Genomic DNA, 15,449 nt, shown 5'->3' on the forward strand with positions numbered 1-15,449 from the left:
GGAGGCCGAATCCAGCTATTCGTTTGGCGAGTGACGGAATCGGCGCGCGGCCGTCAGTACATACGTCCAGTCTTGGAACGTAAGGGGTCTCGAGGTCGTATAAGGCACCGTTCGCCCGATGTCGGCGGCTCGCCTCAGGTCGAGACTGCAGGCATGTTCAAGACCGGCGGAGCCCTCATCGACGCGGAGACCGCGTTCACCCGAGCCCGCCGCGGTGCACGCCTTCGGCGCCTGCGCCGCGCCCGGGTCCAGCTGCCCGTGTACTCGACGCCGCACGTCGTACCCGCCCGCGGCGGCATCCGCGAGATCCCGCTCGAGTGCATCCACGGGACGCTCGAGCCGAGCCGCGCGACCCAGTTCGACGCGGCGTTCGCCCCGGTCCGCGCGTCGGCCCGGCGGCGCTGGGAGCGTGTGTGGATCGCCGAGGAGCGTGGCGTGATGCTCCCGCCGATCTCGGTCGTGCCGGTCGCGGGCGGCTACGCCGTGCGTGACGGGCACCACCGGGTGTCGGTCGCGCGGGCGCGCGGCGCCGTCGCGATCGACGCCGCCGTCGGCTATTGAGCCGCGTACGCTTGCCGCGTGCTGAAGGTGTTCGTGGCCGAAGACGAAGCGCTGGTCCGTGGCGGCCTGGTCGCCCTGCTCGAGCTCGAGGCCGACATGGAGCTCGCCGGTGAGGCGTCCGACGGGGCCGCCGCGGTCGAGGGCGTGCTGCGCACGCACCCCGACGTCGTCCTGATGGACGTCCGGATGCCGGCGCTCGACGGGATCGAGGCGACCAAGCGGATCCTGGCCGCGGGCTCGAAGGCGCGGATCGTCATGGTCACCACCTTCGACCAGGACGAGTACGTCTACCGCGCGCTGCAGGCCGGCGCGAGCGGCTTCCTGCTGAAGGCGCTGGCGCCCGAGCGGCTGGCGGCGGCGATCCGCACGATCGCGTCCGGCGAGTCCGTGCTCGACCCGGCGCTCACGCGCCGGCTGATCGAGGAGTACCTCGTGCGCCCGGAGCCGGACGCGCGGCTCGCCGCCCGGCTGGAAGACCTGACCGACCGCGAGCGTGAGGTCTGGCTGCTGCTCGCCGAGGGCAAGTCCAACGCGGAGATGGGCCGTGACCTGTTCCTGAGCGACGCGACCGTCAAGTCCCACGTGACGCGGCTGCTGAGCAAGCTCGGCGTGCGCAGCCGGGTCGGCGCGGTCGTGCTCGCCTACGAGAGCGGCCTCGTGCGGCCCGGCCGGCGCTGATCGCACCGATCGTCGGGGCGCGCCACACCTTTCGGTGGATGTGCGCGTGCGCCGCAGGCGGCACGCTGGGCGGCGATGATCCTCGGGACGAGCCGCCGCGCTGCTGCGCTCGTCCTCGCGCTCGCGCTGTGGAGCGCGGGCGAGGCCTACTGGCAGCTCACGGGTCCGGGCGGCCGGGAGGCATCGGTCATCGTGGTCCTGTGGGCGCTCGCGCTGCCGCTCCCACTGGTGGCGGCGCGACGCGCCCCGGGACCGGCTTCGCTGGCCGTCGTCGCGCTCGTCGTGGCGCGCGACGCGTTCGAGCAGCGCGCGCCGGGCGCCGCCGCGCAGACCGTGGTGCTGATCGTCGCGCTCTTCCTCTCGGAGGCGGGCGCCCGGCCACGCAGCTTCCCGGTGCGCGGGTTGGCGGCGGGCGGGCTGCTGGTGGGCGCGATCGTGACGATGGACCTGCTCGCGTTCGGGGTCTACGAGCGGGCGTCGATCGGTGGCTACGCGCACGCGCTGACGCTGGTGATCGGCGGCTTGGCCGCGGGGATCGCGATGCGCGACCGTGGCGCCGAGGCCGAGCAGCGCGAGCGGGAGGTGCGCGAGCTGGAGGCGACGTCCGAGCGGCGCCTCGACCTCGCGCTGGCCGACGAGCGCGCACGGATCGCCGGCGAGGTCGACAGCACGGTCGCGCTGCTGCTCGACGGCGTGCGGCCGCTCGCCGACCGGGCACGCCACGCGCCGGCGACCGAGCTGGCGGAGCTGATGGGCGCGGTGCACGACCGTGCGCAGGCGGCCATGCTCGAGCTGCGCCGCGCCGTGCGGCTGCTGCGCGCGCCGGACGACGAGCCCGAGCTCGCCCCTCCCCCGGCGGCCGCGCGCGTCCCGTCGGACGCGGCGGTCGGGTCGGCGCGCGCCGCGGTCCGCCGGACGCGCATCCAGCACGTGCTCGGGGTGGCGACGCCGGTGCTACTGCTGGCGCTGCTCGGGCTCGCGGACCAGCTGATGGTCCTGCAGGACCCGCTGCCGACCCCGCTGGAGATCCCCGACCCGGCGCTGGGTGCGGCCTCACCGTGGGTGACCGCCGTGCTGTGCCCGCTGCCGCTGCTGTGGCGCCGTCGCCGGCCGGTGACCGCGGCGCTGGCGGTGTTCGCGCTCGTGGTGGGCCGGATGCTGCTGCACGATCTGTCGACGCTGACGTTCACGCAGTTCTACGTCACGGTGGCGGCGACGTTCATCGGGGCGACGGCCGCGCGGACCGTGTTCGGTGGCGCCGTGGTGGTCGCCGCGGGGACGGCCACCTGCGTGGCTTCCCTCGCGCTCGAGCAGCAGCCGTACGAGGCCTACGCGTACAGCTTCATCCTGCTGCTCGCGCTGGCCTGCGGGGTCGGCGGACTGCTCGTGCGCGACCGCGCGGTGTCCGCGGCGCGCGCCCGCCGCGCGCACGAGCGCGCCGACCGGGCGCAGGAGGCGCGGGCCCGGCAGCACGTGGCCGCCGAGCGGATCGTGGCCGCCCGCGAGCTGCACGACGTCGTCGGCCGCGCGGTCACGATCATCACGCTGCAGGCGGCCGTCGCCGTGCGCTACGCGCCGCTGGACCTCGTCCGCGCGCGGCGCGCGGGCGCGGCGGTGGCGCAGGTGGCGGGCGACGTCGAGCGCGACCTCATCCGGCTCGGCGCGACGGTCCCGGCCTCCGACGGCCTCTCGGCGCTGGTCGCCCGCTGCGGCCTGCCGGTCCGCCTGATCCAGCAGGTCGATTCCGCGTCGCTGCCGCTCCCGCTCGCCTTGACGACGGTCCGGATCGTCCAGGAGGCGCTGACGAACGTCGGCCGCCACGCCGGCGCCGTGCCGGTGACCGTCACGATCGCCGCGACCGGCGCGCGGCTGGTCGTCGAGGTGGTCAACGCACCCGGTCGTCGGGGCGTGGGCGGCGGAAGCGGCCATGGGCTGGCGGGCATGCTCGAGCGGGTCGAGCTCTACGGAGGGGTGCTCGTGGCGGGCCCCGGGGAAGATGGCGGTTGGCGTGTCCGCGCTGAGCTGCCCGTCCCCGGGGCCGCCCGGCTCGCTGTCGCGTGAATACGCTTCGTGGCTCATGGAGGAGCTGCTGGAGCGCGAGGGAGAGCTCGCGACGTTGCGTGCGCTGGTCGAGGACGCGCGCCTGGGCCGGGGCGGGACCGCCATCGTGGAAGGCGCGGCCGGGTCGGGCAAGACGGCGCTGCTGCGGGCGCTGCAGGCGGACGCGTCAGGCGTGAAGGTGCTGCGTGCGGTCGGCGGCGAGCTCGAGCGCGAGTTCCCGTTCGGGGTCGTGCGCCAGCTGTTCGAGCGCGAGGTGCACGCCTCGGACGCGGCGCGGCGCGAGCGACTGCTCGCAGGGGCGGCGGCGCACGCGGCGCCGGTCCTCGGCGCGGCCGTGGCCGAACCCGTGGCGGACGCGTCGTTCGCGACGCTGCACGGCCTGTACTGGCTCGCGGCCGCGCTGGCGGACGAGGCGCCGCTGGTGCTGGTCGTCGACGACGCGCACTGGTGTGACGCGCCGTCGCTGCGCTTCCTGGTGTTCCTCGCGCGGCGCGCGAGCGAGCTGCCGTTGCTGCTGTGCGTGGGCACGCGGTTGAACGAGCCGGGCGCGGAGCTCGAGCTGCTGGGCGCGCTGGCCGACGCGCCGGGCGCGACGGTCGTGCGCCCCGAGCCGCTGTCGTCGGCGAGTGTCCGGCGGCTGTTCGCGGACGCGGCCCCGGACGACGCGGTCGCCACCGCGATCGAGACGACGGGCGGCAACCCGCTGCTGCTGCGCGAGCTCGTGCGCTCGCTGGCCGGCTCGCCCGTGACGGCGGCCGCCGTGCGCGCCGCGGTGCCGTCGTCGGTGACGCGGTCGGTGCAGCGGCGCCTGAACCGGCTCGACCCGCAGGCGCGCGAGGTGGCGCGGGCGCTGGCCGTGCTCGGCGACGCCTCGCTGCTGCCGGACGACCCGGTGCCGGCCCTGCGCGCCTTGCGCGAGCTGGAGCTGGTGGAGGACGACCCGCCGCGCTTCGCCCACCCGCTCGTGCGGGCCGCGGTCGCCGAGCCGGTGATCGCCGCGGAGCGCGACGCCCTGCACCACGGCGCGGCGCGGGCCCTGCGCGACCGTCGCGGGCCCGAGGACGACATCGTCGTGCACCTGCTCGCCGCGCCGCCGATCGGTGAGCCGTGGGCGGCGGACCTGCTGCGCGAGGCCGCCCGGCGCGCCGCGGCCGAGGGCGCGCCCGATGCGGCCGTCCGTCGCCTCCGGCGCGCGCTGGAGGAGCTCGCGCTGAGCCCGGAGCCCGCTGAGGACGCACGGATGGCGCTCGTGCTCGAGCTGGGGCTCACCGCGGCCACGGCCGGCGATCCGGCCGCGCGCGGATACCTGCAGCAGGCGGCGCGCGCCGACGATCCGGCCGTGGCGGCGCAGGCGATCGAGGCGATCCGCGTCGCGCCGGGGGACGACCTCGAAGCGGCGGCGGCGACGTTGCGCGGCGCGCTCGACCGGCTCCCGCCCGGTGAGCTGCACGACCGGATCACCGGCCAGCTCCTGAACGCGCTGATGATGGACCTGCGGCTCGCGCCCCGGCGCGCGGCGGCGCTGGCCGAGCTGGCCGAGAACCGGGGCGTGCTCGCGCACCGGACCTACGACGCGGCCGCCGGGGACGCCCCGGCCTCCGAGGTGCTCGCGCTCGCCCGGCGCGCGCTCGAGGGGCGCCCGTTCACGCAGCTGCGTGCGATCGAGCGGCCGACGCTGTTCTGGGTCGTGGTCGCCTTGATCGCGACCGACGGCGCCGCGCCCGCGGACGCCGCGCTGACCGACGCGGAGGCCACCGCGCGCCGGCACCGCTCGCGGCTCGGCGGCGCGTTCGTGTCCTTCCTGCGCGCCGAGTGGGCGCTGGCGTTCGGCTCGGCCGCGCTCGCCGAGGCCGAGGCCCGCGCGGCCGCCGAGGTCTTCGGCGTGGCCACGGGGAACACGGTCGCGCTCGGCGCGGCGGGCGCGCTCGTCCGCGCGCTGGTGCTGCTCGGCCGCGTCGCCGACGCCGACGCGCTCGTGGCCGAGCTGCCGGGTGATGATCAGCTCGCGCACGGCTGGGGCGCGACCCTCGTCTGGAACGCCCGCGCCGACCTGCGCCTCGCCCAGAACCGCGCCGCCGACGCCCTGGCGGACCTCGACCGCATCGACGAGGTCACCGCCGCCTTCGGCTGGCGCCACATGGTGCCCGGGCACGACGCGGGCCGGCGCGCCCGCACGCTCCTCGCCCTCGGCCGGCCCGACGACGCCCGCGCCGACGCGCTGGCGAACGCCGAGGCCGCCCGGCGCCGGGGCATCGCCACGTTCGCCGCGCAGGCGCTGTCGGCCGCGGGCGAGGGAGCGGCCGCGGTCGCCGCCGCGAACGGCGCGCCCTGGGCGCTGCCCGGCGCCGCCGGCGCGACTCCCGCCGCCGGCCCGGTCGGCACGGTCAGCGCGGCCGGCGCGGGTACCGCGGCCGGCGCGGCCGGGAAACTCGGCGTGGGCGGCGCGGCCGGGACGGCCGGCGTGGGTGGCGCGGCCGGCGCGGCCGGCGCGGCTTCTCCCGCCCCGCGCGCGCGGGCCGAGGCCTTGTTCGCGTACGGGCTCGCGCTGCGACAGGCCGGCCGGCGGACCGACGCGCGCCGGCCGCTCACCGAGGCGCGGGACCTCGCCGCGCGGCACGACCTCGTCGTGCTGGCCGGACGGGCGTCTGAGGAGCTGGTCATCGCCGGCGGCAAGCCCCGGCGTGCCGCGGAGTCCGGGGCCGCCGCCCTCACGCCGTCGGAGCGGCGGATGGCCGAGCACGCCGCACGTGGGCTGTCGAACCGCGAGATCGCCGAGACGCTGTTCGTGACGCGCAAGACCGTCGAGTTCACGCTCGGCAACGCGTACGCCAAGCTCGGGATCCGCTCGCGCACGCAGCTCGCGGGGGCGCTCGCCCTGGGGTGAACTCCGGGGTGGCTCTCGGTAGCGGGCGCCCGCCGTGCGCGCGAGCATGGCGGCCATGCAGGTCGAGCTGATCGCCGCCACCGACGACTACGTGCTCCTCGACGTGAGGACGCCCGCGGGGGCGACCCTGCCACCGCACGTGGCCAGCCGCGAGGACGTCGTCGTGCTCGTGCTGGTCGGCGAGCTCGAGGTCACCCTGGCGGGTGTCGCGCAGACGTTGATCGCCGGGCAGGCGCTCGCCCTCCCCCGTGACGTCGCGCGCACGCTGCGCGCGCTCACGGACCTGCGGCTGCTGTGCCTCGCCACACCCGCCGACGAGCGGTTCATGAACCTGGTCAGGCCGCCGCTGCCGGACCCGGAGGACCTGGCCGTGCTGCTGACCGCCGCCGGCATGGTGCGGCTCCCGGCGCCTCGCGCGTAGGCTTCCCGCCGGATGCGGCTGCTGGAGCGCGACGACGAGCTGCGGCAGCTGCACGCGCTGCTGGACGCCGCGCGGCGCGGACAGGGCGGCACGATCCTCGTCGAGGCCGCGGCGGGCACCGGCAAGACCGCGTTGCTCGAGGCGGCTCGCGGGCAGCCCGACTTCCGCACGCTGCACGCCACGGGCGGGGAGCTCGAGCGCGAGTTCCCGTTCGGCGTCGTGCGCCAGCTGTTCGAGCGCACCGTGCTCACGCTGCCCCAGGACGAGCGCGACCGCCTGCTCGTCGGCGCCGCCGCGCAGGCCGGGCCGGCGATCGGCGCGGGCACGGCCGAACCGGTCGCGGACGCCGGCTTCGCCACCCTCCACGGCCTCTACTGGCTCACGGCCGGGCTGGCGGAGACGGCCCCGCTGCTGCTGATCGTGGACGACGCCCACTGGAGCGACGCGCCCAGCCTGCGCTTCCTCGACTTCCTCGCCCGCCGCGTGCCCGAGCTGCCGGTCGCGCTGCTGGTCGGCACGCGCCCGGACGAGCCCGGCGCCGAGCAGGAGCTCCTGCACGCGCTCGACGCGACGGTCGTGCGGCCGCGCCCGCTCAGCGCCGCCGCCGTGAAGGACCTGCTGGGCGAAGCGCCCGACGAGGCCGTCGGCGCCGCGTTCACCGCGACGCGCGGCAACCCGCTGCTCGTGCGCGAGCTCGTGCGCACGCTCGGCAACGCGCCGATCACGGCCGACGCGGTCCGGGCCGCCGTGCCGTCGTCGGTCACGCGCAGCGTCGAGCGGCGCCTCGCACGTGTCCCGGAGACCACCCGCCGGCTCGCCCGCGCGCTCGCCGTCCTCGGCGACCGCCGCGACCTGGAGGCGCTCGCGGCCGCCGCGCAGCTCGAGCCGCGCGCGGCCGTCGAGGCGCTCGTCACGCTCAAGGCGCTCGAGCTCGCCGACGACGACCCGCCGCGCTTCATCCACCCGCTCGTCGCGGCGGCGGTCGCCGAGCCGGTCACGACCAGCGACCGCATCCAGCTGCACCGCCGCGCGGCCGAGCACCTCCGCCACCGCCCTGGCGCGGACGAGGACGTCGTCGTCCACCTGCTCGCGGCGCCGCCGATCCGGGAGCCCTGGGCGGTCCCCACGCTGCGCGCGGCGGCCGCCCGCGCGCTCGTGGAAGGCGCGCCGGAGGCGGCGGTCCGGCGCCTGCAGCGCGCGCTCGAGGAGGACGACGGCACCGACCGCGACGCGCTCGAGTTCGAGCTCGGCCGCGCGTCCGTGCGCGCGGGTGATCCCGAGGCGGCCGCGCGGCTGCGGGTCGCCGCCCGCTCCGCCGACCCCGAGCTGGCCGCGCTCGCGATCGAGGAGCTCGTCGCGACCGGCGGCAACCGCATCGACGAGCCGATGGACGACCTCGTCACGGCCCTCGAGGCCGCGCTCGAGCGGCTGGGCCCGGCCGGCGACCGCGAGCTGCGCGACCGCCTGTCCGGTCACCTGCTGAACGCGGTGGTCCTCGACGCCCGGCTCGCCGCCCGGCGCGCGCAGCTGCTGGACCGGGTGCTCGCCGACCCGGGCCCGAGCGTCCTCAGCCACATCGTCTTCCAGGCCGCGTGCGGCGCGCCGCCCGCCGACGAGGTCCGTCGTCTCGCGGAGCCGATCTTCGCCGCCCGCCCGTTCCGCGAGCTGCGCGGGATCGAGCACCCGTCGGCGTTCTGGGCGCTCGTCGGGATGATCGCCGTCGACGCCGCGGACGTCGCGCAGACCGCGCTCGCGGACGCCGAGGCGACCGTCCAGCGCACGCGCACCCGCCTCGGCAGCGGGTTCGTCGCCTACATGCGCGCGGAGTGGGAGCTCGCGTTCGGCTCCGCCGCCCGCGCCGAGGCCCAGGCCCGCAACGCGCTCGAGCTGCAGACCTTCGCCCCGGGCACGCACCCCGAGCTGGGCGTCCGCGGCACGCTCATCCGCGCGCTGATCCTGCGCGGCGAGCTGGTGCAGGCGGACGCGCTCGTGAACGACCTGCCGACCGACACCGGCAGCTGGGGCGCGTTGCTCACCCTCCCGGCCCGCAGCGACCTGCGGATGGCCCAGGGCCGCCCGGCGGACGCGCTCACCGAGCTGGACCGGATGCAGCGGCTGCTGGACGCCTTCGACCTGCACCGCTTCCCGTTCGGCCACCAGACCGCCCGCCGCGCCCGCGCGTTGATCGCCGCCGGCCGCGCCGACGAGGGCCGCGAGCTGGCCGAGCGCGAGCGGGACGCGGCGCGCGCCCGCGGCGTTCCCGGCGACCAGGCGCACGCCCTGATCGCGCTCGCGACCGCGCTCACGCCGACCGAGGCGCTCGCGGCGCTGCGCGAGGCCGTCGCCGTCGCGGAGGGCGACGCGACGAGCGCCGCGGCGGCGAGGCGCGGCGCGAGCGGCGCGAGCGGCGCGGCCGGCGCGGCCGGCGCGAGCGGCGCGGCCGGCGCGAGCGGCGCGGCCGGCGCGAGCGGCGCGGCCGGCGCGAGCGGCGCGGCCGGCGCGAGCGGCGCCGCCGGCCCACCCGGCGCCGCCCGAGCCAGCGGCGCCCCCGGCGTGGCCGGCGCGCCTTCTCTTCGCGTGCGCGCCGAGGCGCGGTTCGCGCTCGGCACCGCGCTTCTGCGCGTTGGCGACAAGCCCGGTGCGCGGGAGCAGCTCGCGCTCGCCCGCGACCTCGCCACGCGCGTGGACGCGACCGCGCTGGCGGCCCAGGCGGCCGACACCCTGCTGCGGGCGGGCGGCCGACCGCGCCGCGTGGCCGTCGAGGGCGCCGCCGCGCTCACGCCTGCCGAGCGCCGCACCGCCGAGCACGCCGCGCGGGGGCTCTCCAACCGCGAGATCGCCGAGACGCTGTTCGTGACGCGCAAGACGGTCGAGTTCACGCTCGGCAACGTCTACGCCAAGCTCGGCATCCGCTCCCGCACCGAGCTCGCCGCCGCGCTCGTTTCCTAAAGAGGGACTGTCCCTCTTTAGCGACATCTGTCGCGTGAAGGGGTCTGACCCCTTTAGGTGGCTTCAGGTCTCGGGTGCGGGCAACCGCACCGGGGACGATTCCGGGGCGGCTCCCCGTTTCCGGGGTGCGGGCGAGCCGGGAGGCTGGATCGCATGCTCCGACTCCTCTCCGCCGCAGCCCTCGCCGGGGCGCTTCTCGTACCGGCGACCGCGGCCGCCGACTCGATCGTCTACATCGACCAGGGCAACGTCTGGTCCGCCGCGCCGGACGGCTCGCGCAAGGTCCAGCTGACCGAGGGCGGCGACTGGCACTCGCCGACGCAGGCCGACGACGGGACGGTCGCGGCCGTCCAGGGCGGCGGTCCGATCAGCGTGCTGGCGCGTGACGGCCGGCCGCTGCGCACGATCACGACCGCGTTCCAGAAGTCGAGCAACGGCGGCCAGTACCCACCGCGCCCCGTCGAGCTGTCCTTCTCGCCCGACGGCACGAAGCTCGCGTACGTCTACACCGCCTACAACTGCAAGGTCGTCGCCACCTGCGGCGTGACCACGTCGACCTTCTACACGCGCGCCGACGTCACGACGGCCACGCCCGTCGAGGTCTACGGGAACCAGTTCGACGTCGCCCACCCCGAGTGGATCACGAACGAGCGCACGCTCGTGTTCGGTGGCGCCGGCTCGCAGGTGTCGATCGACGACCTCGGCCCCGGCGACTACTCCCACACCGCGTGGATGACGCCGAACGCCGACCAGGGCGACGGCGAGCTGAGCCGCGACCTGAAGAAGCTCGCGACCACGTTCTTCTACGGCAAGGACACGCTGATCGCGTTCTTCGCCGTCAGCGGCGACCCGCGGACGCAGACCCCGCCCGCGCAGCCGGAGCTCGCCTGCCAGACCAGCGCGGGCGACGAGCGGCACGCCGACCCGTCGTGGTCACCCGACTCGAGCGCGGTCGCCTTCCAGAGCTCGAAGGGCATCGAGGTCGTGCGGTTCAACGCCGTCGTCGCGGGTGCGTGCGACGTCGCCGGCGAGCACATCCTGACCGCGACCGGCAGCGAGCCCGACTGGGGCCCGGCCGACCCGCCCGCCGCCCGCTACGCGCCGCCGTCCGGCACCACCCCCGTGCCCGCGCCCCCGGCGACCGGCCCGGCGCCCGCGCCTGTGCCGAGCGCACCGACGCTCAGGATCACCACCGCCAAGGCCACCCGCGCCGCGCTGCGCAAGGGCCTGACCGTCAAGGTCGACGTCCCGTCGACCGGCAAGGTCACCGCGAAGCTCCTCGACGGCCGCAAGACCGTCGCCACCGGCAAGGCCACCGCGCGCAGGGCCGGCGCGCTGACCCTGCGCCTCTCCAAGACCAGGTCCCGCGCCAAGCGGCTCGCGCTGGCCGTCACCGCGGGCACGTCCACCGTCAAGCGAACCCTCACGATCCGATGACCCCCACCTTCTTCGGCGCCGCCGCCGCCTCCGCCGCCCTCGCCCTCACCGCCGTGCTGCAGCTCACCCACGAGCAGTCGAGCGAGTCCACCACGATCGGCGCCACCGAGCACCTGCTGGTCGCGCTGCTCAGCGTCACGCTGCTCGCGCTCGTCCCCGTGATCCACCGCCTCGGGAAGCTCGGTGCCGCCAAGCTCGCCCGCGTCCCGATCGTCGCCCAGGTCGTCCTGGCCGCGCTCGCGACCGTCTCCAACGTCAACGGCGAGGACCCGTCGTTCTTCGCCGCCGTCGCCGCGCCCGCCAACCTGGCGATCCTCGGCGGCTGGGTCGCGCTCGCGGTCGTCCTGCGCCGCCGCGGGGCGATCCCCACCTGGATCGCCGTCGCGCTGCCGCTGGCCTACATCGGGATGATCCCCGCCTCGCAGGCCGGCGGCGGGTTCGTCAGCGCAATGATCTGGCTGGCGTTCGCGGTGCGTGAGGCGTCGCCCGCCTGGTCCTCGCGCGTCAGCGCGGCGTGATCGCTAGGCGGTAAGGGGGAGCACGGCCTGGACGGTCCAGCCACCGTCGGGCCGTGGGCCGCTCGCGAACGTTCCCCCGCACGCCCGAACGCGCTGCGCCATCGAGTCCAGCCCGCGGCCGCCGCTCGGCAGGTCGTGCGTGTGCCCGCCGCTGTCGACCACCGCCAGCTCGAGCCGGTCGGCGCGTGCGTTCAGGCTCACACGCACGACGCCGCCACCGGCGTGCTTGGCGGCGTTGGTGAGCGCCTCGGCCGCCACGCAGACGACCGTGTGGCGGAGCTGGGGCGCGAGCTCGGTCGCCGGCGGATCGAGCTCGAGCTCGACGTGCTGGCCCGTCGCCCGCGCGGTGTCGGTGACGCGTTCGAGCTCGGCGGTGAGGTCGGCTTCGTGGCCGAGCACGGTGGCGAGCCGCTGCAGCTCGACGACGCCCTGCCGCGCCGCCTCCTCGAGCGCGCCGAACGCCGGCGCGCGGCCGTGCTTGAGCTGCGCCGTGGCGACGCCAGCCTGGATCGCGACCGCCGTCAGCGCGTGCCCGACCAAGTCGTGCAGCTCGTGTGCGACCCGCACGCGCTCTCGACGGACGGCGCGTTCCCGCAACGCCTGCAGCGCTTCGGCGGCTTCGGCGAGGCTCGCGCCGACCTGCCGTTGCTCGGCGGCGACGTCGCGCAGCAGCACGCCGAACAGCCAGTTCGCGAGGTAGACCATCGCCGACGCGACGAAGGCGAGCGCCGGCCAGTCGAACGTCGGGTCCAGGCCCTGTGAGACGAGCAGGCCACCGACGACCAGCACGAGGCTCGCGGCGGCGCGGCCCGGCCGCGCCGTGGCCCCGGTGACGATCAATGTCAGCATCGCGGAGAAGTCCGCGAGGCGCGCCGCGACCGGGATGCCGCTGTCGAGCGAGCAGACGATCGCGGTCACGGCGACCAGCACCGAAGCGCTGACCGGCGCGCGGGCGGCGAGCAGCGGGATCAACGCGAAGGCGGCGGCGTACACGCTGAACGTGCCGGCGGCCAGCATCTCGATCACGGCGACGACGAGCAGCAGCGCGCACGTGATCCACAACGGCGAGAGCACGCGCCGCGGCGACCGCGGCTCGGCGACCAGCGGCAGCGGCGGTTCGGGTGCGCCGAGGGCGTGGATCGTCGCCTGCATCTCGGCGAGCGCGTCGGCCGCGTGCGCGCGGATCGCCTCCAGCCGATCGCGGACGTCGGGCGCGTCCCGCGCGGCCTCGACCTGGCCGGGCAGCGCCTCGACCACGGGCTCGATCCGCTGCTCGAGCACGCTCCACATCCGGAGCTGCTCGGCGGTGGCCGCGTCGCCCGGGCCGGTGGCGAGCGCGGCGACCAGCCGGTCGCGGTCGGCGAGGATCGCCGCGAGGCGCCCGTGACGACGGCGCAGCATCGCGCCCGTGATCAACGCGCCGGAGTACACGCACGCGTCGGCGTAGAGGACGACGAACGTCTGCAGCGGCAGCGTCGTGCGCCATGCCAGGTGCGCACCGATCAGCCCCGCGATCACCCACAGCTGCCGCGTGGGCACGAGCGTGGCGGCCGCGAACATGGCGACGTACGGCGTCAACAGGGCGACCGCCGTGCCGAGCGTCGTGACGAAGACCGTCTCCTTGAGCACGACCTGCTCGAGCAGGAGCAGCCCGACGACGAGCGTCGGCGCACGCGGCAGCGCGAGGAACGTCCCCAGCACGAGCGCGTACGTCGCCAGCCGCTGCGGTACCTCCACCCCCGGTGACCGCAGGAACAGCTCGACGATCCCGAATGCGAGCAGCACGGCCGCGATCGCCGTCGTCGGAAGCTTGAGCGTCGTCCGCAACGCGGCGAGTGTCGCACCGAAAGAGAGCGGCGACATCCACCTTTTGGTGTGGGTGTGCGGGGCGTCCGGGCGTTAGCTTCCGGCCCGTGACGCGCCTTCCCAGCGGTCCGCGGCTGACGCTCGCGGCGGACCTGAACGACCTCATCACCCATCGCGTCGCGGCCGTCCAGGTGCAGGCCGCGGCGGCCGAGCGCCTGCTCGGCACGGCGGGCGGGTGCGGCGCCGCCACCGCGATCCGGGCGGTGCGCGGGCTCACCGCCGAGGCGATGGACGAGCTCCGCCGCCTCGCCCGGCTGCTCGACGACGGCACGCCGGTGCCCCTGTCCCCCATGCCCAGCGACGTCCCGGGCGTGGCGAGGACGCTGCCCGGTGGCGTCGCGGTCTGCGCCTACCGGTGCGTCGAGCTGCTCGCCGCCCACGAGCTGACGTTCGCCGTCGAGGACGCGTGGCTCGAGATCCGCTGGCACGGGACGCTGGAGAGCGCCGTCGAAGGCAGCCTGCGCGCGTTCGTCCGGCCCTGCGACGGCAGCGTCCGGCGCCGCGGCGACGCGTGGTCGATCCGACTCCCGCTCGAGCCGTGATCAAGGTCCTGATCGCCGACGACCAGGCGCTCCTGCGCGGCGGCCTGCGCGCGATCCTCGACGCCGAGGACGACATCGACGTCGTCGCCGAGGCCGAGGACGGCGCCGCCGCCGTCGACGAGGCGCTGCGCGTCCATCCCGACGTCGTGCTGATGGACATCCGCATGCCGCGCCTGGACGGGCTCGAGGCCACCAAGCGCCTGCTCGCGAGCGGCAGCCGTGCCCGCGTCCTCGTCATCACCACCTTCGACCGCGACGAGTACGTCTTCCGGGCGCTGCGCGCCGGCGCGTCGGGCTTCCTGCTCAAGTCGGCCTCGGGCGAGGCCTTGGCGTCCGCCGTCCGCACGGTCGCGCGCGGTGAGTCGCTGCTCGACCCGGCGATCACCACGCGCCTGATCGAGCACTTCCTCGCGCGGCCCGACCTGGACGCGTCCCTGGCCGCGCGGCTGGACGGCCTGACCGCCCGCGAGCGCGAGGTCCTGGTGCTGCTCGCGCGCGGGATGTCCAACGCCGAGATGGGCCGCGAGCTGTTCCTCTCGGACACGACCGTCAAGTCGCACGTGACGCGCGTGCTCGGCAAGCTCGGCGTCGCCTCGCGCGTGCAGGCCGTGGTCGTGGCCTACGAGACCGGGCTCGTCCGCCCGGGCGCGACTACCCCAGCCGCCTGAGCAGCGACTCGGCCGTGTCGGTGGCGTTCACCCGCACGCGCTTGAGCGCGAACGGGTCGTCGGCGCCGCGCGCGACGCCCTCCTCGACCGTGGTCGCCGCCAGATAGCCCGCGGCGCGCGTGGCTTCCCGCACCCGCGCGTCGTTGCGGCCGGCCGGGTACGCGAAGAAGCGCACGGGCACGCCGAAGCGTTCCTGCAGCTCGGCTCGCGAGTCCTGCAGCTCGCGCTCGAGCGTCGCGTCGTCGAGCGCCGTCAGGTCCGGATGCGTGAGCGTGTGCGAGTCGATCTCCCAGCCCGCCTTGATCAGGCCCCGGATCTGCTTGACGGTGAGCCCGCCCGGCCCGATCGACTTCGTCGTCAGGTACAGCACGCCCGGCCACCCGAGCTTGCGCAGCACCGGCTTGGCGTGCGTGTAGTGCGACAGGTAGCCGTCGTCGAACGTGAGCACGACCGGCTTGCGCGGCAGCGGCCCACCGTGCCGCCAGCCATCCCACGCCTGCTGGAGCGTGATCGCCGTGTAGCCGGCCGCCCGCAACGCCCGCATCTCGTCCGCGAACACGTCCTTGTCGACCCACAGCTCCGCGTTCGCCACCCCCGCCGGCGCCTTCGAGATCACGTGGTACATGAGGATCGGCACGGCCATCCGACGCGCCTTGGCGCCGGTGATCTCACCGACGGCCCGTGGCTTCCTGGGCCGCGCCTTGCGCGGCGTGGCGGTGGCGGTGGCCGTGGACGTGGCGGTCGGCGCCACCGAGTGTGCGGGGTCGGGCGCGCCCGAGCGCACCGCCACCAGGACGGCGAGCCCCACCAGCACGGGGGCGCCCACGGCGATCATCCGGCTCCACCACATCTCGGTTGAGCGTA

At 76.2% G+C, this 15,449-nt stretch carries 12 protein-coding genes; 10 read left to right on the forward strand and 2 right to left on the reverse strand.

Annotated elements, in window-relative coordinates; translation table 11 throughout:
* Positions 1-153 precede the first annotated feature (153 nt).
* From C8N24_RS30285 to C8N24_RS30325, 8 genes are all read left to right on the forward strand, one after another.
* A complete protein-coding gene (locus tag C8N24_RS30285) occupies positions 154-561 on the forward strand; it encodes a ParB N-terminal domain-containing protein (RefSeq protein WP_121257295.1) in 408 nt (135 codons plus the stop codon).
* A gap of 18 nt (positions 562-579) precedes the next feature.
* Positions 580-1,239 (forward strand): response regulator, encoded by a 660-nt coding sequence (locus C8N24_RS30290; protein WP_121257297.1) that lies wholly within the window; start codon positions 580-582, stop codon positions 1,237-1,239.
* A 75-nt stretch (positions 1,240-1,314) separates the two neighbouring features.
* On the forward strand, positions 1,315-3,300 hold the full coding sequence (locus tag C8N24_RS34435) for a sensor histidine kinase (protein ID WP_170179524.1): 1,986 nt from the start codon (positions 1,315-1,317) through the stop codon (positions 3,298-3,300).
* A gap of 16 nt (positions 3,301-3,316) precedes the next feature.
* Positions 3,317-6,184, forward strand: coding sequence for an AAA family ATPase (locus tag C8N24_RS30305; RefSeq protein ID WP_170179525.1), 2,868 nt, complete (start codon positions 3,317-3,319; stop codon positions 6,182-6,184).
* A 55-nt stretch (positions 6,185-6,239) separates the two neighbouring features.
* Positions 6,240-6,605: a hypothetical protein gene (locus tag C8N24_RS30310; RefSeq protein WP_147448056.1), complete on the forward strand. Its 366-nt coding sequence runs from the start codon at positions 6,240-6,242 to the stop codon at positions 6,603-6,605.
* A 12-nt stretch (positions 6,606-6,617) separates the two neighbouring features.
* Entirely contained in the window at positions 6,618-9,554 is a 2,937-nt protein-coding gene (locus C8N24_RS30315; RefSeq protein WP_121257307.1) for a helix-turn-helix transcriptional regulator, read from the forward strand.
* Positions 9,555-9,707: 153 nt separating this feature from the next.
* Positions 9,708-10,991 carry a TolB-like translocation protein gene (locus tag C8N24_RS30320; RefSeq protein ID WP_121257309.1) on the forward strand — a complete coding sequence of 428 codons (1,284 nt, stop codon included), beginning with the start codon at positions 9,708-9,710 and terminating at the stop codon, positions 10,989-10,991.
* Complete coding sequence (locus C8N24_RS30325) at positions 10,988-11,509, forward strand: hypothetical protein (protein ID WP_121257311.1); 522 nt, start codon at positions 10,988-10,990, stop codon at positions 11,507-11,509. Before C8N24_RS30320 ends, C8N24_RS30325 begins: the two co-directional genes overlap by 4 nt.
* A gap of 3 nt (positions 11,510-11,512) precedes the next feature.
* Here C8N24_RS30325 and C8N24_RS30330 read toward each other — a convergent pair whose 3' ends face one another.
* Positions 11,513-13,336: a sensor histidine kinase gene (locus tag C8N24_RS30330; RefSeq protein ID WP_121257313.1), complete on the reverse strand. Its 1,824-nt coding sequence runs from the start codon at positions 13,334-13,336 to the stop codon at positions 11,513-11,515.
* 86 nt (positions 13,337-13,422) lie between these two features.
* Here C8N24_RS30330 and C8N24_RS30335 point away from each other — a divergent pair, with 86 nt between their 5' ends.
* Positions 13,423-13,917 (forward strand): histidine kinase, encoded by a 495-nt coding sequence (locus C8N24_RS30335; protein WP_170179526.1) that lies wholly within the window; start codon positions 13,423-13,425, stop codon positions 13,915-13,917.
* Positions 13,914-14,585: a response regulator gene (locus C8N24_RS30340; protein ID WP_121257317.1), complete on the forward strand. Its 672-nt coding sequence runs from the start codon at positions 13,914-13,916 to the stop codon at positions 14,583-14,585. Before C8N24_RS30335 ends, C8N24_RS30340 begins: the two co-directional genes overlap by 4 nt.
* Here C8N24_RS30340 and C8N24_RS30345 read toward each other — a convergent pair.
* On the reverse strand, positions 14,569-15,435 hold the full coding sequence (locus C8N24_RS30345) for a polysaccharide deacetylase family protein (protein WP_121257319.1): 867 nt from the start codon (positions 15,433-15,435) through the stop codon (positions 14,569-14,571). The two genes, C8N24_RS30340 and C8N24_RS30345, sit on opposite strands and share 17 nt — an antisense overlap.
* Positions 15,436-15,449 lie beyond the last annotated feature (14 nt).

This window comes from Solirubrobacter pauli (assembly GCF_003633755.1).
Lineage (GTDB): Bacteria > Actinomycetota > Thermoleophilia > Solirubrobacterales > Solirubrobacteraceae > Solirubrobacter > Solirubrobacter pauli.